Source organism: Fodinisporobacter ferrooxydans (genome assembly GCF_022818495.1).
GTDB classification, from domain to species: Bacteria; Bacillota; Bacilli; order Tumebacillales; family MYW30-H2; genus Fodinisporobacter; species Fodinisporobacter ferrooxydans.
In genome coordinates, this window is the sequence record NZ_CP089291.1 from 3,284,433 (window position 1) to 3,302,662 (window position 18,230).

The window sequence follows — 18,230 nt, forward strand, 5'->3', positions numbered from 1 at the left end:
CGTGTCTTTCACACATCCCTCCAGCGTTTGCGGCTGATGTTCTGTGGTGCTACACGTTGGGTGCCTTCGGCACATCCCTCCAGTTTCGAAGCTGAATGGTTATATGGCAACTACACGTTTGTGTGTTTCCACACCCTTCAGTTGGAAATCATCTCACCGTCTGAGGATAGTATGTGTTGGGAGGACTTCTTTATACGAAAAATTTTCAGGTCTGGTTTTGTTGAGTTGGGCCGGGTTGTTTTGCAATCACTTGCGGTTGTTGCAGCGGTTGGCTGATCGAGTCGGTTTGCGGCGTTACCAGACATGAATCGCCAATAACCACCGTACTGGCGTTTGATACAGAATTTAGCTTGATTGTTCCGATGGAAAACGACTCATTTTGTACAGTCATACGCAATTTGCGGGACACATATGTCACCTCCGCTTGATGGTGCGTAAAGTTTTTAGTGTTGGCTGATTGCGGCTCCTGATGGAAGTTTCGGCTGTGATGGATAGCTGATTTTGATATGCTGTTTCTTCCAATAATTGAATGCGAAGGTTTGCGCCGTCCACTTGTTCTTGTAGTTTCATCAGTTGGTTTTTAAGATGTTCCACTTCATTTTGTAGAAACTTTAATTTTTCAAAGGATTCGCGATGCGACATTTGTGAATTCATGGAAGTGTTTTGAAAAGGATATCGAAACCACTGATCAAATGATTCCATATGTTTTCTCCTTGGGATTTTTGTTACATGCTTCTGTATGTGTCAAAAGTTACAGATCATAGAAAGCCGATATTCAAAAGTGACCGAATTCGATGCATAGGCATATGATACACATTATCGTATGTGAGGTGTTGAAGATGAGTGCGAAAAACAATCAATATATATTGTCTTCAAAAGAGATGGAGGAACTTGTGAAACAGTATATACAGGATGCCTTTCAAGGGGATTTTTTCAAATCGATGTTTGCAATGCGGGATCAACAATTGGAACGGGTAAAAGATTTGCAGCAAAAAGCGGGGAATCTCGATTCACTAGCTTTCTGGGATCTTGTGGGAACTGGTGATTCAGAACAATCGAACGGCATGAGTGCATCAAGTTCTGCAGAGGAGCAAGAGAATCCCGATCTGCAACAAATGGACGAAATGGCGGAACGGCTACAACAGCAAATCCACTCGTTTGTCGCGCGAGTATTGGCAAAATCCAATCCTTCCCATGACAAATAACGTACACGACTCCTTATTGGTAGGCATATATTACGGATATAGAGCCTCTTGACATAGTGTCAGCATGCCGATTTGGTATTCTGTATACGGTTAAAGGATGGGTGGTGAACCGGTATGCCTGCTATACTTGGAGCATTCAAAGTCATTAACGTTTCATCCGGAGGCGTCGTACACATCGGGGATGTCGGAGTCATCGCGCCGAAGACAACCGCCAAGACCTATGCGGGATCCGGCTCTTTTAATACAGGTGACTTTCCTACTACGGGCAACCTTGTAAGTTCGACAAATACGAACGATTCGGATATTAGCGACGAAAACATTGTGAGCGGCATTTAAGTGTCAAGGGGTGATAGCCATGCGGGTGAATCAAAAAATCACGGTAGGCTCCATTACAATTAATTCTGTTCAAAATTCATCGATTGTTCAGATTGGCAGCAGCGGAATGATCCAAAGCCAGTCTGAATCCCTGCAATCACCTCCGACTGCCAATGGAAATGGGGGACCTGCAAACGGGACATCGCCAAAGGGAGCGGCGCCGGCAGCATCCCCCACGCAACCAAACGGTTTGACTCCTCCAGGACTGCCAGGCAATGTGCCGGCCTGTCCGCCTGCTGGCACGGAAGTGAACGGATTCACCCCGAAGACGTATCCGTTCGTGAATGAAGCGCCGATGGGGCCTGTAGGCGGAATCGGCATTACGAGAGACGAGCAGGCGGATCAATCGGACACCCCGAGTTAAATCGATTTTCATGAAAAAAAGACCTGCATCAAAACCTGCCGCTTATGACTTGTGCCTGCAAACGCAATTGGCCGGCGATATGCTCTAATGCAGCACACAACGCATCGACGTTTTCTCTGGTGGTCGTTTTGCCGAGGGTGATCCGCAAGCTTTCCAGCGCGATTTCATTTGTCTTTCCCATCGCCAGCAAAACATAGGATGGTTCATGATCATGGGAACTGCATGCAGAACCGCTGGACGTTGCAAACCCCAAGCGATCCAATTCCAACATGAGCGTCTGCCCTTCGATTTGGTCGATGCTGATATTTACATGTGTCGGTAAACAGTTGTCCATGTCCCCATTGATCTTGCAACCAGGTATCGTATGAAGAAGCCTGTCGATCATACGTTTGCGCATGTCTTGCAGCCGCTGGAATTCCATCATTTGTTCGTTATTTGCCAACTCCGCAGCTTTTGCAAATCCGACAATCCCCGGGACATTTTGTGTAGCCGACCGCATATTTCGCTCTTGTCCGCCTCCGTAAATCAATGGATCGAGACGGATGCCTTTTCGAATATAAAGCGCTGCAACCCCTTTTGGTCCACCGATTTTGTGTGCATTCATCGTAAGCAAATCGACATTCCATTGCGATACATCGATTGGAACTTTGCCATAGCTTTGCACTGCATCACAATGAAAAAGCACATCGCTTCCCTTTAAGCGGCTGCCAATTTCAGAAATGGGTTGCATGGTCCCCGTGACATTATTCCCATGCATGATACTCACAAGGATTGTTTCCGGTTCTACCGCGTTGATTACATCCTCCGCATTTACACGTCCGCTGCTGTCCACCGGTACAAATGTCACTTTAAATCCACTTCTTTGCAAATTTTTGCATGTTTCCAAAACAGATGGATGTTCAATCGCGCTCGTTATGATATGGTTGCCTTTGCCAAGCCGATGCAACCGCTTCGCAAGACCGATAATTGCCAAATTATTCGATTCAGTGCCGCTGGCCGTAAAAACAATTTCCTTGCTATGTGCCCCGATCGTCTTGGCTATCGTTGTCCTTGCAGCTTCCAGTGCGTCTCTGGCAGAAAAGCCGAATTGATGCAGACTTCCCGGATTTCCAAAGTAGATATCAAAAAATGGCAACATGGCTGTTTTTACTTCCGGACGTACCGGTGTTGTTGCGGCATGATCAAAATAGGTTCCAAAATCAGTCATTTGGGATTTCCTCCTTCATTTCCAAACACAGCAAAATACGAAATGTTTGTATAGTAAACAGCGATTTACAGTTGAACGCCAATGTTCTTGGAATGGAAAAATAATGTGGATGAAATTTGAGTTGCTTTACAGTATATTTTACACCTGTATTGACAATATTCAATGGCAGATTTCATAATAGTGTTATAGATTTTCGGTTTTCTTGCATAAACGTTATGGCGTGTAGGCGGTGCATTTCATTTTTAGACCAGGATGATCGGAACGGGGGCATATTGCATGCAGATTGTGAACAATATGGAATGCATTGTGATTGGTTCGGGAATTGCCGGACTGACGCTCAGTATATTGGCATCTCGTCATGGACGGGTTGCGTTGGTTACGAAAGGTCCGCTCGTACAAAGCAATAGTTATTTGGCTCAGGGAGGAATTGCAACAGCCCTGTCAGATCAAGACAATCCGTGTTTGCATGCGGAAGATACCCTGCAAACCGGGCAAGGATTATGTGATGCAAAGACGGTGCAAATATTTGCCGAACAGGCATTGGAGACCATTGAGTTTTTGCAAAAACTAGGTGTGCATTTTGATCGCGATCAAAATGGCGTGCTTGCTTTGGGCAAGGAAGGTGCGCACAGCCGCAACCGGATCATTCATGCGGGTGGAGACGCAACTGGCAGAATCATCATTGAAACATTGCTTACGCACGTGCAAAACAATCCCAATATCGAGATCTTTGAGCAAACCACTATTACAGATTTGTGGATCGACGATGGTGAATGCAAAGGTGCGTTTGGAATCGATTCCGCAGGAGCTTCCATCGGATTTGGCGGCGGCAAAGTCGTACTAGCCAGCGGAGGACTTGGACAAATCTATCAATTTACTACAAATGCGGCGGGAGCAACCGGAGACGGTTACGCACTTGCATATGATGCCGGAGCTGTATTGCGGGATATGGAATTTGTCCAATTCCATCCGACCGCTCTTTATACCGGCAAGGATGGCGGTTCCTTGCCTTTGATTTCGGAAGCTGTTCGCGGGGAGGGAGCCAGACTCGTAAATTCCGATGGAGAACGCTTTATGCACCGGTATCATGAATGGGGGGAACTGGCTGCCCGGGATATCGTGGCGCGATCGATTTATTCCGAGATGAATGCAGGGAAGCGAGTATTTCTTGATGCGAGACATATTCCTCATTTTTCCAGACGGTTTCCGACAATTGATCAAATATGCCGCAGTTATGGCATCGATGCGAGTCAGGATCACATCCCTGTCGTCCCGGCCGCCCACTACACAATGGGCGGGATCCAGACGGATGATCGGGGAATGACCAATATTCCGGGGCTTTATGCAATTGGCGAAGCGGCATCGAGTGGTTTTCACGGTGCCAATCGGCTTGCGAGCAATTCGTTATTAGAAGGACTGATCATGGCTGAACGGGTGATTCAACATATCGTTTCCGTGCCGACTCGCTTCACGCAGGATGTCCACACGCAGAAATTCCGGCGCGAGTTGGAACAGCGGGAAGCAGGCAGAAGCGTTGCAACAATGGATGTGAATCCGGACGCAATGCGGCGATTGCAACAATTCATGTGGACACATGCGGGGATTTTCCGGACGGAAACGTTGCTGCAAAAGGCTCGGGAACAGTTGGAATCCTGGAGGCGGCAATCGGTCCGAGGCTCCTCGGAATACAGGATCGTAACGACAGCGTGGCTGGTAGTCTCCGCTGCACTCTGGAGAAAGGAAAGCAGAGGGGCTCATTTTCGCAATGACTATCCGCAGATGAGACAGGAGTACCAAATGCACTCCATTCAACAATGTCATATGTCACAACCGGTCATGAAGTAAATTGGCAGGATGTCAATCGCGTAATTTCAAATTCTTTATTGCTGAAACGAATTCACTTTTAGGATCGATAGGAGGATCGTAATGGCTCTTTTCAATCATCAGGTATTGGCTCAATCAGAACAGATGGAACGGAAACTGACCGACCTTATAGAACTGTCTGCGGATGAATTACATGCAAGAATCATGGCGGCTAAAGAAAGTTTAGGCAAGGATTTGGTCATCCTTGGACATCACTATCAAAGAGATGATGTGATTTGTTATGCTGACTATCGCGGAGATTCATTAAAGCTTGCACAAATCGCGGCAAATATCCGGGATGCAAAGTATATTGTTTTTTGTGGTGTTCACTTTATGGCGGAAACTACAGATATTCTTGCATCAGATGAACAAATGGTCATATTGCCTGATTTGAACGCCGGATGTTCCATGGCGGATATGGCAGACGAACAGGAATTGGAAGAATGCTGGGATGTTATTACAGCATTGTATGGCGACTCGATCATTCCTGTAACGTATGTAAATTCAACTGCACAAGTAAAAGCGTTTGTCGGAAAACATGGAGGATTAACAGTGACTTCCTCCAATGCGGAACGTGTGCTTGCGCATGCGTTTGAAACAAAACAACGGGTGCTGTTTTTGCCGGATCAACATTTGGGGCGCAATACAGGTGTGAAACTCGGCATACCGTTACAACAAATGTGCGTATACGATCCCAAGGAAATGGAGATTGAATTTCCTGACGGTGAAGGGGACCCCAAGATGATCCTGTGGAAAGGTCATTGCTCGGTTCATACCAAATTCGAACCCGTTCATGTCCAAGAAGTTCGCGAGAAATATCCGGATATTCGTGTAATCGTACATCCGGAATGTCCCTATGAGACCGTTCGACTGGCAGATGCGAACGGTTCGACAAATTATATTATTCAACAAATCGAACGGGCGCCGGCTGGAACCAAGTGGGCGATCGGTACAGAACACAACTTGGTGCATCGGCTTGCCAAAGAACATCCGGAGCAAATGATCATATCTTTAAATGAACGGATTTGTCCATGCTTGACAATGAATCGGATTGATCGTCCCCATTTATTGTGGGCACTGGAACAATTGTGTACGGATCGCTCGCAGCCTGTGATACGCGTTGATCAGGAAACTGCCAAGTGGGCGAAACTCGCTATTGACCGTATGTTGGAGATTTCGTAGACTTGAATCGAAATAGTTAACAAAGTTTTGGGAGGCTATTCCTTGCAGGAACGTAGACAACAACTGCTGAAACTTTTACAATCTTCCGATACTCCTGTTTCCGGCACGCAACTTGCGGATCTTCTCGCTGTCAGCCGACAGACGATTGTGCAAGATATTGCTTTTTTGCGAAAAGACGGCTTCGAAATCGTAAGTACGACACTAGGGTACGTATTGCCGCAGGATGTGAAAAACAGTCATCGTGATGTATTGGGAATTGTCCACACACCGGAACAGTTAAAGCGGGAATTGGAGATTTTGGTTGCACACCATGTTCGCGTCGAAGATGTTTTCATTGATCATCCTGTCTATGGGAGGATTCACGGTGAGCTCAACATTGCGACTCCTAAGGATGTAAAAACATTTCTGGAGAAACGTGCAAGTTCCATGGTGCCGCTTTTTTCGGAAGTAACCGGAGGATTGCATTACCATACGATCGTTGCGGAAGATGCTGAAACGATTGCAGAAGCGAAGAAGGCCCTGGAAGAAGAAGGCTTTCAGTTGGCCGATCTTCCATAATCCTATAAAAATCAAGGGAATACCTATGCACAGGTATTCTTTTTTCTTTTTAAAAATCCGGCAGGATGCCTCTGGAAAAACAAGTTATATGCAGATAAAACAGGATTTTGCTCTCTTGTATCGAATAATTCATAAAATATCTGTGCTTTCTTTCTATACTATCTATCAATTTTGTTCGATCCATCCATATCGTAAATGTATGATTTCAATACCTGGTTTACGAATATTTGCAGCGATTGATTCATACGTTGAATCGATACAGACTGGTATAGAAAGAGATCGTAAAGTGGAGTGAATGGATGCATGAAGCAAACAGTTACAACCCGATATCGAATCGGTGAACCTGTTGCTTTATCGGATACATCGTTGCAGATGTATCATGGTTTCGACCAGGCACTGAAACGTGATGTATGGGTAGAAGTGTACCCTCTGAAAAGCGAAGCCGAGAAAATTGACAAACAAGTGATCTATAACCGGATTCGCGAGCAAATCATTGGAATGAATGATTCCTTTCGAAATGTATTTGATGTATATGATGATGAGGATCATGTATATGTAGTAGGAGAATCATTGCGCACGTTTGTGCCTCTGATTCGTTTTTTGAAACGGCAAGATATTGCCGAACCGGAACGCCTGGTATGTTTGTTGAAAGTTTTAGCAATGATTATCAAGTATTCTGCCAATACCCGTTTTTTGTTTCCTATAACAGCCGATCGCATATTTGTCAATCATGATGTTGCAATCAAACTGGTGCCCAAATATGAGAATTCGGCTTCCGGGAATTTCGATTTGAAGTATCAGGCTTATGAAATACTGAATCAAGTGGCAGAAGCCATTGAATTTCATTCCATGTATCAGGGGAAAATTCGCAATTGGCTGCACCATGCGGAAAAACACGGGAACATCATCGATCAAGTCGATGTACAGTTATGGATGGAAGAAATCAATCAAGTCCATAGCGTATCTGCGGAAGAAGACAAACAATTTCCGGATCGTCAAGGGGCGTCTTCATCGAAGCACACTCAAAAAAGCAGGCGAAACGAGTTGCGGCATTCCAATGCCGGGTTTTCGTTCCCGGATATTTTGGAACACCCGTTACAAGGTGAACTTCGTAAAAAGAAAATGTTGATACTGTTTCGCAAGCAACCGATATGGCTTCGGTTGGCGTTCGCCACGTTGCTGTTGTCGTTGATCGGATGGCTTGGCTATAATTGGTTAAATCCTTCCATCACCGTTCCGGAACTCAGAGGAAAATCCTATTTTGAAGCCATATCCATATTGCATCAAATGGGAATCAATGACAGCAAGATTGAGCGCGTGGATGATTATACGACATTACAGAAAAATGGCTATGTGTACGGTCAAGATCCGAATCCGGGAAATCGAATGCGGTTGTCTTCAGCGATTGTGCTTAAGGTTTCCAAAGGAGTACCGGAGATTTCTGTGCCGAATGTTGTGGGAATGACCGTAGAACGAGGAAAGGATCAGTTGGTACAAGCAGGTGTAGCGATCAACCGGATCGTTATTCAGGGAGGTTCTGCAGCAGATGGAAAATCCCTTATCCTTTCACAACAGCCAAAAGCAAATACGATCCTTCGCGCAGGTCAATCCATCACGTTGATTGTTGCCGCCAATCAGCAATCAAGCCTTGTGACCATGCCGGATTTAACTGGCATGTCGATACAGAAGGCTTCCGATCTGTTGTTAAAAATCGGTTTGCATTATGAATACCGCATCAATCCGTCCGATGCACCGAAAGGAACCGTATATCAGCAATCGGTGGAAGCGGGACAACAAGTGAGCAAAGGCACGAAAGTGAATCTTTCTGTTGCGCGATAAAGTGAAACTTGAATCAGGTGGAGTTTTTGCTCCATCTGATTTTCCGTTTTCTTTATCAGCAATCGCGTATAGTAGCAAAATGGAGATGCAATATGGAAAGCTTGCATCATGCGTTGAGTCTATGATATAATCTCAAATGGTTATCAAGGCGGTCCTCTGCAGAAGTTGCTTGCATGAACGCCTGCAGGGAGGAGGACAATCGATGAATCTCGTTCAACAAATCGCTCAAGAACAGTTGCGCAGCGATGTTCCGAGCTTTCGTCCTGGTGACACGGTGCGTGTGCACGTGAAAGTTCGAGAAGGTCAGCGCGAACGGATCCAGGTATTCGAAGGTGTTGTTATTAAGCGTCGTGGCAGTGGCGTAAGTGAAACTTTTACAGTGCGTAAAATTTCCTACGGTGTTGGCGTTGAGCGTGCATTTCCCATTCATACACCGAAGATTGACAAAATCGAAGTGATGCGTCGTGGTCGTGTGCGTCGTGCCAAACTTTACTATTTGCGCGAACTTAAAGGTAAAGCAGCGCGTATCAGAGAGCGCTAATTCAAAAAACGGGAGCTTGCATCACGGGCTCCCGTTTTTTTATACGATCGGAAAGTATGAATGTTAGAGGTCGATCGTAAAAGCCACACAGGAAAATTGGAGGAACTTGAATGACGATTCAATGGTTTCCCGGACATATGGCAAAAGCTCGCCGGGAAATAACGGAAAAATTGAAGCTGATTGATGTGGTTATCGAGCTTGTTGATGCAAGACTTCCCTTGTCGAGTCGAAATCCGATGCTGCAGGAAATCATCCAGCAAAAGCCTCATTTGCTCGTCATGACGAAAGTGGATCTGGCGGATGAAACAAAAACGGCTGAATGGGTAAAGTATTTTCAGGATTCTGGTCTTGCGGTTGTTATGGTCAATGCAGAAAAAGGTGAAGGATTGCAAAAAATTTCTGCACAGGCGAAACGGCTGGTACAGGACAAGATGCAGGCAATGGCCCGTAAAGGAATACGTCCAAGGGCTGTTCGTGCATTAATCCTCGGCATACCAAATGTTGGAAAATCATCATTGATTAATCGCTTTGCAAAAAAATCGATTGCCAAAACCGGGGACAAACCGGGAGTCACACGGATGCAACAATGGATAAAAGTCGGAAAAGATTTTGAATTGCTTGATACTCCGGGAATTTTATGGCCGAAGTTCGATGATCCTTTGGTCGGTTTTCGATTGGCTGCGTCCGGAGCAATCAAATCGGATATCTTAAACCAGGAGGAAGTCGCTTGCTTTTTGCTGCGGTGGTTGCAGACGCATTATCGGCAACAACTTTTCACTCGTTACAAACTGGATGTCATTCCCGAGCAAGAACAGGACGTATTGCTTCGAATTGCCGAAAAGCGCGGTTTGTTGCGCGCAGGCGGCGTTGTCGATGGTTCGGCTGCTGCTGAACTCATCTTGCGCGAGTATCAGACGGGAATGCTTGGCAGGATATCCTTGGAGTTTGCCGGTGATCATGGCGAGAGCCGCGGGGAAGTTTCCAACCCTGAAGCGGCAGGAGAAGTGGAAGGTGTTATCGAATAAAGTCTTGAATCATTTCCGATGGTTTGATTCTAACGATAGATGCAATGAGAAAAGGTTGATGGTTTAATGGTTCATGATCGATTGCAAATACCGATTGCGAAAATTCGTCAACAACTGACAACCATGCATGCGGGTAAAACTTGGGATCGTTCGTTTATCGAACAATTAGAAGTGGATTCACGGGAAAGTGTGCGAAAACTTGCGGCCACTTTTAAAAAGCGAATGGACAAGCAAGAACAGGAATATGCTCGAATTTCCGGTATGATCCAATTCGACCAATCCTATCGCGAATCACATGGTTCGCATGTAGCGGGAATCGACGAAGCAGGGCGAGGGTGTCTCGCCGGTCCGGTAGTTGCGGCTGCCGTTATTTTGCCGGTTGGGATTTATATTGATGGGCTGAATGATTCTAAGCAGATGTCGCCGCTTCTGCGCGAGTCTGTCTATGATGAGATACTTGCACACGCGGTTTCATATGGCATTGGAATTGTTTCTGCCGACGATATTGATGCATATAACATTTTGCAAGCGACATATGAAGCGATGCGACAGGCGATCGGACAACTGTCTGTGGTGCCTGACGTATTGTTGAATGATGCGGTGCAGATTCCTGAAGTATCAATACAACAGATTTCCATTTTGCAAGGGGATGCAAAAAGTTTTTCCATTGCTGCGGCATCGGTGCTGGCCAAAGTTACAAGAGACCGTTTGATGCGGGAATACAGCATCCAATATCCGGAATATGGTTTTTCCAAACATGTGGGTTATGGCACAAGTGAACACATCGCCGCATTGCGAACATATGGTCCTTGTCCCATTCATCGACTGACATTTGCCAAAGTGACAGAGTGATTTCGCCTATAAGTGCGTATTCAAAAAGTGGTGAAGTAGGGTTTTGTCTACTTTATGAACATCCTCTATAAATTGAAGGGATGATCCATATAAAAAATAAACGATCGTTCGGCAAATTGGGTGAAACAATCGCTAAGAATTATTTGGAGAACAAGGGATATCAAATTCTTTCTGTCAATTGGCGATGTAAAATAGGGGAAATTGATCTGATTGCTTGCCAGGATCGTTATTTGGTCTTTGTAGAAGTGAAATCACGTACATCGACTCGTTTTGGATCCCCCGCAGAAGCTGTCGATGTTCATAAACAGGGGCGAATTCGAAAGCTTGCAGAGTGGTATTTGGCGGAAAATAGCCAGATTCGATTTGATTCGCTTCGTTTCGATGTTATCGGGATTCAGATGCATAACGGTAGTACGCAGATCCGGCATTATGAAGGTGCGTTTTAGTTCAAAAGATGGAATCAGACATTTGAAAATGGAATCAGACATTTGAAAAAGGGGATTGCTTATGGTATGGATCGTGGGTGTCGTTGCTTTGCTCATCGGACTGGGACTTGGTTTTGCAGGCGGTGTATGGTTTTTAAAACGGCAATTGACAAATATGCAGTTTGATGACAAGCAAATTGCGCAAATGGCAAAACGGATGGGAATGAACTTGAATCCAAAGCAATTGCAGCAAGTCAGCAAACAAATGAAAAACATGAAATTTAAATAGATGATTCGGTAAAAAGGTAAAAGAGGCTGTGGTGTACCTATCATATACAACGCAGCCTCTTTTTATGGACAGCGTTATAAAACGTTGTTGAAACGTATCATGCCATATTTTCAAAGCGTTTGAATCAGCTTTAAAATTTAGGAATGCGAAATCGGCTGATCATCAGAACCGATAAGCAAATCGCGACAATCGGGTAAGCGAAGTTGATAAAACTTAATGCGGCAATCACTGTTCCGGCAAATGTTATAGGAATGCCCTCGAAATATCCGTGAGTAGGTTTTGTATTAAAACGAGCCAATCGCAATGCCCCGCAAACAGGAAATAAAATTAATGCGAGTGTTGTCAAGATTCCCGGACCGTTTTGTGTATGGATGATAAGGGCAGGCGCAACTCCGAAACTTACCAAATCCGCCAAGGAATCAAGCTCCACTCCGAACTCGCTGTTTAATTTTAGACGGCGTGCAATTTTTCCGTCGAAATAATCGCAAATCACTGCGAACAGGATCAATACGGCAGCAGATACGTATAAATTATTCATCGTGAAGGTGATTGCAAATACTCCACAGACCAAATTGCCTAATGTAAACAAATGGGGGATGGATCGAATCATAAGTGCTCCCTTCAAAAAAAGGTGAATTTCTTCCACTGTAATCCATGCTAGTACTTGAAACTTTTTCCGTCAAGAGTGCAAAATATGCAATTTTCTTTAAGCAGTGTTCAAAAAGTGGGTATCTTTTTGAACGTCCTCTAAACGTATAGTAATGGCAGTGACGCGGAATCTGTATATTGCAGGCTTTCTGCCACGTCCTTCATTTCAATCGTGTTCCGCTCCGCCAGATCCGCAATGGTGCGCGCGACCCGGATGACTTGCTCCCGGCTGCGAGCACTTAACTTTCTTAGTATAGTCGTTTGTTCCCATAAATCAAGTGCATTTGCGGCAATTGGCCAGTCTGACAGGGATTCTGGGCCTGTCATGGCATTGGTAAAACCATCCGAATTGCGTTTTGTCTGAATTTCGAAGGCCTGTTCGACACGCTTGCGGACGGTCGCTGACGATTCCCCGGAGGATGACGAATCAATGGGAGAGTCGAGTTGGCCTGTCGTTCCCAATTCTGGTGTCATCCATATATACATATGGAAGCGATCGAGCAAAGGACCGGAGATGCGGGATTGGTATCGTTTGATTTGCTGCAGCGAACATCGACAAAGATTGGCAGATTGGTAAAATCCGCATGGACATGGATTCATGGCAGCCAATAATTGAAACATGGAAGGCAACGTATATTGGTAGCGTGCTCTGGAAATGGTAATGGTTCCGTTTTCCAGAGGCTGCCGCAAATGATCAAGAGTGGATTTGGGGAATTCGGGCAGTTCATCGAGAAATAAAACTCCGTGATGCGCAAGCGTGATTTCACCCGGTTGCGGCGGAACTCCTCCGCCTACCAATCCGGCAATCGAGATGGAATGATGAGGCGCGCGAAACGGACGCTCCCTAAGCATGCGTTGGGAACGAATTTGCGGGAGTGCGACACTATACAATTGATTGACGTGTAACGCTTCCTGATTTGTCAATTTCGGCAATATTCCTCGAATCCGATTGGCAATCATTGATTTCCCGCATCCGGGCGGACCGATTAACAGCAGATTATGTCCGCCTGCCGCGGAAATTTCCAATGCCCGCTTTGCGAGAACTTGTCCGCGCACATCCTGCAAATCCATTTTGATGGGAATGTCATCGTCTTTCAACGGTTCCAGCACCCTTGAGTTGATTTTTATCTGCTGTTTTCCGGACATATGATTCGCCAGTTCTGCCAAGGATGTTACGGGCACCAATTCAATCGTATCCAAATATGTTTGAAACATTTCCAGTTCGACAATGGAATCGGTACTGATCGCCAATTTTCGAATCCCCGCCTGGATCGCTGCGATGGTCTGCGGCAGACTTCCGTGAGTTTTTCGCGTCGTACCATCCAATGATAATTCGCCGATAATAGCCATTTGCTCCGTTTGTTGTGGAATTTGTCCTGTAGCGACTAAAATGCCTATGGCAATGGCCAAGTCGAGGCACGATCCCTCTTTTTTGTTGTCAGCCGGAGCCAGGTTGACTGTGATTCTCTGCATGGGAAAATCATATCCGCTGTTGAGGATGGCCGCACGCACCCGATCTTTTGATTCGCGTACAGAGGAGTCGGGAAGTCCGACGATGCTGAACATTGGCAATCCCGGATGTACATCCACTTCCACATTGACGAGCAATCCATCAACGCCGTCTAGAGTGATTCCTAACGTTTGGGTAAACAACAGTGAAGAGCCTCCTGTCCAAAGATTAAAAAACAATAAAAAACAATGCGTGGAAAAAATACTGAGCGGATTTATATAGTTTTTTAAAAACAACGGGCAAACGGTCTGCACATCCCGGAATGGCCGAATTGAAAGCATATGTGAGTGCAGGATGAAAAAACAGGGAGTAAGAGAAATATCAAGTTAGAAAAGAAAGGTAAAAAGTCAAAGGAAACGAGGATATTAAATCACAGGAAACATGGAATCGCAATTTTATAGCCGTTAAATAATAAAATGAATGAAATAATCATACCATAATACAGAAAATTTTGGAAGGCATCGTAATGCCTGATGATTTGTTTTTCGAAAAAGAAAAGCGTATTTTAATAATGGGTGTGAAGTTTGAATGAATCATATGGAATGGATGGCTATTTCTAACTCTTTGCAAACATTCGCAGAGGATATTCAAAATTTTAGTTTTGAACAGACTCGAATAGGAGGGAGTACATGGAGAAGGAGCAGCAACGGAACTTTGTCATCCAAAAGGTAGCGGATGAATTTGATTTGGAGTATGAGTTTGTCAACCGCGTCCTTGCAAAAATGGAATCGGAGTCAGACACTCATTCCTATGGACATCAAACAATCACGAGTTTAGTAACAAAAATTCTTGATTTGTTGGATCAAGATGAATAACATTGTAATGGTTAGCAGGAATATGTGAAAAAAAAGCGAAATACTATTGTTGGTTGTCACAGTATTGTTGTAAACCGTTAGACTGATCTTTAATGTAGGGAGGATCATGCATGAATATCCATGAGTATCAAGGCAAACAGGTCTTGAAACAGTATGGTGTTGCGGTTCCGGAAGGGAACGTTGCGTTTACTGTGGAAGAGGCTGTGGAAGCAGCGAAAGCATTAGGGGGCAAAGCGGTTGTAAAAGCGCAGATTCACGCTGGCGGCCGTGGAAAAGCAGGCGGTGTCAAACTTGCCCGTTCCCTTGATGAAGTAAAACAATATGCGGAACAATTGCTTGGCATGACGCTTGTTACACACCAGACAGGCCCGGAAGGAAAAGTTGTCAAACGTCTGCTTGTCGAGCAATTGTCCGACATCAAGAAAGAATATTACATAGGGTTAGTTGTAGACCGTAAAACACAACGTGTTGTCATGATGGCATCTGAAGAAGGCGGTACGGAGATTGAGGAAGTTGCCGCAAATACACCGGAGAAAATTTTCCGCGAAGTCATCGATCCGGCAGCAGGGTTGTTGCCTTTCCAGGCCCGCAAGCTTGCATATGCAATCAACATTCCAAATGAGTTGGTCAATAAAGCCGTGAAGTTTATGACTGCACTTTATCGTGCATTTGTCGATAAAGATTGCTCCATTGCGGAAATCAACCCATTGGTTGTTACAGGCGACGGAAATGTGCTGGCGTTGGATGCGAAATTAAACTTTGATTCCAATGCATTGTATCGCCACTCGGATATTCTCGAATTGCGGGATTTGGATGAAGAAGATGCAAAAGAAATCGAAGCATCCAAGTTCGGACTTTCGTACATAGCGCTCGAAGGCAACATCGGCTGTATGGTAAACGGCGCCGGCCTTGCCATGGCAACAATGGACACGATCAAATATTTTGGCGGGCAACCGGCGAACTTCCTCGATGTCGGCGGTGGAGCGACGACAGAAAAGGTTACGGAAGCATTTAAAATCATTCTTTCCGATCCAAACGTAAAAGGCATTCTCGTCAATATATTCGGTGGTATCATGAAATGTGATGTAATCGCGAATGGCGTTGTTGAAGCTGCGAAACAAGTAGGTCTCGATCGTCCGCTGGTCGTTCGCCTCGAAGGTACGAACGTCGATTTGGGCAAGAAAATCTTGAATGAATCCGGCCTCAATATCGTGGCTGCAGAATCACTCGCAGATGCTGCGAAACGCATCGTAGAGCTCGTGAAGTAATCGGAACGGGAGGAAAAGCCATGAGTATTCTAATTAATAAAGATACAAAAGTTATTACGCAAGGAATCACCGGATCCACCGGTTTGTTCCATACAAAGCAAGCAGTCGAGTACGGTACAAAGATGGTTGGCGGCGTCACACCGGGTAAAGGTGGAACAGAGGTCGAGGGAATTCCTGTATTCAACACGGTTGAAGAAGCCGTGCAAGCGACAGGAGCAACTGTATCGGTCATTTACGTGCCGCCGGCATTTGCAGCGGATTCTATAATGGAAGCTGTCGATGCAGAGCTTGATTTGGTGATCTGTATTACGGAAGGCATTCCGGTTATGGATATGGTGAAAGTTCGAAAGTATATGGAAGGCAAGAAAACTCGCCTGATCGGTCCCAACTGTCCGGGTGTCATTACGCCCGGCGAATGTAAAATCGGAATTATGCCAGGATATATCCATCAACCTGGGCATGTGGGAGTCGTATCCCGCAGCGGCACGCTTACATACGAAGCGGTACATCAATTGACTACGAGCGGCATCGGCCAATCCACCGCTGTCGGCATCGGCGGCGACCCGGTGAACGGCACCAATTTTATCGACGTATTGAAGTTGTACAACGAAGATCCGGATACGTATGCAGTTATCATGATCGGTGAAATCGGCGGTACGGCAGAAGAAGAAGCGGCTGAATGGATTCGCGACAACATGACGAAGCCGGTTGTCGGATTTATCGCCGGTGCTACAGCGCCTCCGGGAAAACGCATGGGACATGCCGGAGCCATTATCAGCGGCGGAAAAGGTACTGCAGCAGAGAAAATTGCCGCAATGGAAAGCTGCGGCATTCGCGTTGCGCCAACTCCTTCCGAAATGGGATCCACACTGGTGCAAGTGCTTCAGGAGCGCGGGTTATTGGAAAAATGCAAAACAAAATAATTGCGTTTTGTATTATGCAACAACATACGATGGCAATGAAATGGGAAACAGCCTGATCCAAGTGATCAGGCTGTTTTTTTATACTATTGAAAAATGAATGAGCAAAGGAGAGTAAAAAAGTGAGTGAGCGTCAAAGTATATTATGTATGAGTCATATTCGCGGACTCGGTTCCAAACGTATTGCGTCGATTTTAAAGCACTTGGGCGCAAAGGGATGGTGGAGTTGCACATATCAGGATCTGCTTGCAATACCGGGGATCGGCGAAGAGTTTGCGCGAACCATTATTTGCAAGCGGGACTCTCTCGACCCGATAAAGATTGAACAATCATTGCGAACACAAGGCATTCATTTTCTGCTCCCGTCTGACAGGGGATATCCGGCAGCATTCCATGCTTTGCCGGAATCTCCATCCTACGTATTTGTGAAAGGAGAGATATTGGAACAAGACCGGATGGCAATCGCGATCGTGGGTACGAGAAAGCCTACCTACTACGGTTTGAAAGCGGCGCAATATTTGGGACAGCAAGCAGCAGAATCCGGGATTGCCGTTATTTCGGGTCTCGCCCGCGGGATCGACCGCATGGCACATGAAGCAGCGCTTGCGAATAAAGGGAGAACAATCGCGGTTTTGGCGCATGGATTGGATCAGATCTATCCAAGCGAACACGCCAAGCTGGCTGACAAAATCATGGAAAACGGTGCGCTGTTGTCTGAATTTCCGCCGGGGATGCCTGCCCGCCCGCAACATTTTACGGCAAGAAATCGTTGGATCAGCGGACTTTCCCTGTGCACGATCGTTGTAGAAGCAGGTGCAAAAAGCGGTGCGTTGATTACCGCTCAATTCGCTTTGGAGCAAGGGAAAGATGTATTGGCTGTTCCCGGCTCTATTTTCGACGGAGCAAGTGTAGGTACGAACACACTGCTGTTTGAAGGAGCGACACCGGTTCGTTCGTTTGCCGATGTCATGGATGTCATTCAGGGAATGCAATGGATCGGGCAATCCCGTCTCGAGGGATCCGATCGAATCGGTTTCATGGATACGCAGGAAAAGCTGAGTGAACCGTGTGCGCCTGAGCAAAGGAAAATTCTAAGCTTACTCTCAAGCACTGGCATTACCGTGGAAGAATTGTTAAACTGTATGCCAGAACGGTCATTATCTGAACTGCATTTGCAAATGCTGCAGTTGGAGCTGGATGGATACATCATTCGCAAGGGAGAACGGATCTATCCTGCGCGCATTTAATTAAACACCTGGCAGAAAAACGCGAAACGTGTTTGAAGCAAAATTTGGAGCCGGGAGCTTGTTGCAAGTTTGACAGGATATGTATCTAGCCAGTAAT

21 protein-coding genes are annotated in these 18,230 nt (G+C 45.7%); 16 read left to right on the forward strand and 5 right to left on the reverse strand.

Translation table 11 applies throughout. The features are described 5' to 3' along the window. Positions 1-205: 205 nt before the first annotated feature. Both LSG31_RS15720 and LSG31_RS15725 read right to left on the reverse strand, forming a co-directional pair. Positions 206-409 (reverse strand): hypothetical protein, encoded by a 204-nt coding sequence (locus tag LSG31_RS15720; RefSeq protein ID WP_347436014.1) that lies wholly within the window; start codon positions 407-409, stop codon positions 206-208. 5 nt (positions 410-414) lie between these two features. Further along, positions 415-702, reverse strand: coding sequence for a hypothetical protein (locus tag LSG31_RS15725; RefSeq protein WP_347436015.1), 288 nt, complete (start codon positions 700-702; stop codon positions 415-417). A gap of 137 nt (positions 703-839) precedes the next feature. Between LSG31_RS15725 and LSG31_RS15730 the strand changes: the two genes are divergently transcribed. From LSG31_RS15730 to LSG31_RS15740, 3 genes are all read left to right on the forward strand, one after another. Beyond that, positions 840-1,205 (forward strand): hypothetical protein, encoded by a 366-nt coding sequence (locus tag LSG31_RS15730; RefSeq protein ID WP_347436016.1) that lies wholly within the window; start codon positions 840-842, stop codon positions 1,203-1,205. Positions 1,206-1,319: 114 nt separating this feature from the next. Further along, complete coding sequence (locus LSG31_RS15735) at positions 1,320-1,541, forward strand: spore germination protein (protein ID WP_347436017.1); 222 nt, start codon at positions 1,320-1,322, stop codon at positions 1,539-1,541. Between the two features lie 19 nt (positions 1,542-1,560). After that, the gene (locus LSG31_RS15740) at positions 1,561-1,944 is read left to right on the forward strand and encodes a spore germination protein GerPB (RefSeq protein WP_347436018.1); all 384 of its coding nucleotides are present in this window, start codon (positions 1,561-1,563) and stop codon (positions 1,942-1,944) included. A gap of 28 nt (positions 1,945-1,972) precedes the next feature. On the opposite strand, the gene LSG31_RS15745 is transcribed toward LSG31_RS15740, so the two are convergent. Then, positions 1,973-3,151: a cysteine desulfurase family protein gene (locus LSG31_RS15745; protein WP_347436019.1), complete on the reverse strand. Its 1,179-nt coding sequence runs from the start codon at positions 3,149-3,151 to the stop codon at positions 1,973-1,975. Positions 3,152-3,427: 276 nt separating this feature from the next. On the opposite strand from LSG31_RS15745, the gene nadB reads away from it, so the two are divergent. From nadB to LSG31_RS15790, 9 genes are all read left to right on the forward strand, one after another. Further along, positions 3,428-4,996, forward strand: coding sequence for an L-aspartate oxidase (gene nadB, locus LSG31_RS15750; protein WP_347436020.1), 1,569 nt, complete (start codon positions 3,428-3,430; stop codon positions 4,994-4,996). Positions 4,997-5,119: 123 nt separating this feature from the next. Beyond that, positions 5,120-6,196: a quinolinate synthase NadA gene (gene nadA / locus LSG31_RS15755; protein ID WP_430734283.1), complete on the forward strand. Its 1,077-nt coding sequence runs from the start codon at positions 5,120-5,122 to the stop codon at positions 6,194-6,196. A gap of 42 nt (positions 6,197-6,238) precedes the next feature. Further along, the gene (locus LSG31_RS15760; protein WP_347436022.1) at positions 6,239-6,754 is read left to right on the forward strand and encodes a transcription repressor NadR; all 516 of its coding nucleotides are present in this window, start codon (positions 6,239-6,241) and stop codon (positions 6,752-6,754) included. Between the two features lie 303 nt (positions 6,755-7,057). Beyond that, entirely contained in the window at positions 7,058-8,593 is a 1,536-nt protein-coding gene (locus LSG31_RS15765) for a PASTA domain-containing protein (protein ID WP_347436023.1), read from the forward strand. Between the two features lie 202 nt (positions 8,594-8,795). Beyond that, positions 8,796-9,134 (forward strand): 50S ribosomal protein L19, encoded by a 339-nt coding sequence (rplS, locus tag LSG31_RS15770; protein ID WP_347436024.1) that lies wholly within the window; start codon positions 8,796-8,798, stop codon positions 9,132-9,134. A gap of 110 nt (positions 9,135-9,244) precedes the next feature. Continuing rightward, positions 9,245-10,159, forward strand: a complete 915-nt coding sequence (gene ylqF, locus LSG31_RS15775) for a ribosome biogenesis GTPase YlqF (protein ID WP_347436025.1) — start codon at positions 9,245-9,247, stop codon at positions 10,157-10,159. 66 nt (positions 10,160-10,225) lie between these two features. Then, positions 10,226-11,011, forward strand: coding sequence for a ribonuclease HII (rnhB, locus tag LSG31_RS15780; RefSeq protein ID WP_347436026.1), 786 nt, complete (start codon positions 10,226-10,228; stop codon positions 11,009-11,011). Positions 11,012-11,091: 80 nt separating this feature from the next. After that, positions 11,092-11,457 carry a YraN family protein gene (locus LSG31_RS15785; protein ID WP_347436027.1) on the forward strand — a complete coding sequence of 122 codons (366 nt, stop codon included), beginning with the start codon at positions 11,092-11,094 and terminating at the stop codon, positions 11,455-11,457. Positions 11,458-11,518: 61 nt separating this feature from the next. Continuing rightward, the gene (locus LSG31_RS15790) at positions 11,519-11,725 is read left to right on the forward strand and encodes a YneF family protein (RefSeq protein ID WP_347436028.1); all 207 of its coding nucleotides are present in this window, start codon (positions 11,519-11,521) and stop codon (positions 11,723-11,725) included. Between the two features lie 130 nt (positions 11,726-11,855). On the opposite strand, the gene pssA is transcribed toward LSG31_RS15790, so the two are convergent. Together pssA and LSG31_RS15800 are read right to left on the reverse strand one after the other, a co-directional pair. Beyond that, positions 11,856-12,335: a CDP-diacylglycerol--serine O-phosphatidyltransferase gene (gene pssA, locus LSG31_RS15795; RefSeq protein ID WP_347436029.1), complete on the reverse strand. Its 480-nt coding sequence runs from the start codon at positions 12,333-12,335 to the stop codon at positions 11,856-11,858. A 137-nt stretch (positions 12,336-12,472) separates the two neighbouring features. Beyond that, the gene (locus tag LSG31_RS15800) at positions 12,473-14,026 is read right to left on the reverse strand and encodes a YifB family Mg chelatase-like AAA ATPase (RefSeq protein WP_347436030.1); all 1,554 of its coding nucleotides are present in this window, start codon (positions 14,024-14,026) and stop codon (positions 12,473-12,475) included. A gap of 486 nt (positions 14,027-14,512) precedes the next feature. Between LSG31_RS15800 and LSG31_RS15805 the strand changes: the two genes are divergently transcribed. The 4 genes from LSG31_RS15805 (at position 14,513) to dprA (ending at position 18,133) form a co-directional block, all read left to right on the forward strand. Continuing rightward, on the forward strand, positions 14,513-14,698 hold the full coding sequence (locus LSG31_RS15805; protein WP_347436031.1) for a hypothetical protein: 186 nt from the start codon (positions 14,513-14,515) through the stop codon (positions 14,696-14,698). 110 nt (positions 14,699-14,808) lie between these two features. Then, positions 14,809-15,966 carry an ADP-forming succinate--CoA ligase subunit beta gene (sucC, locus tag LSG31_RS15810; RefSeq protein ID WP_347436032.1) on the forward strand — a complete coding sequence of 386 codons (1,158 nt, stop codon included), beginning with the start codon at positions 14,809-14,811 and terminating at the stop codon, positions 15,964-15,966. Between the two features lie 20 nt (positions 15,967-15,986). Continuing rightward, positions 15,987-16,889, forward strand: a complete 903-nt coding sequence (gene sucD / locus LSG31_RS15815; protein ID WP_347436033.1) for a succinate--CoA ligase subunit alpha — start codon at positions 15,987-15,989, stop codon at positions 16,887-16,889. Between the two features lie 119 nt (positions 16,890-17,008). Beyond that, positions 17,009-18,133 (forward strand): DNA-processing protein DprA, encoded by a 1,125-nt coding sequence (dprA, locus tag LSG31_RS15820; protein WP_347436034.1) that lies wholly within the window; start codon positions 17,009-17,011, stop codon positions 18,131-18,133. Positions 18,134-18,230: the final 97 nt, after the last annotated feature.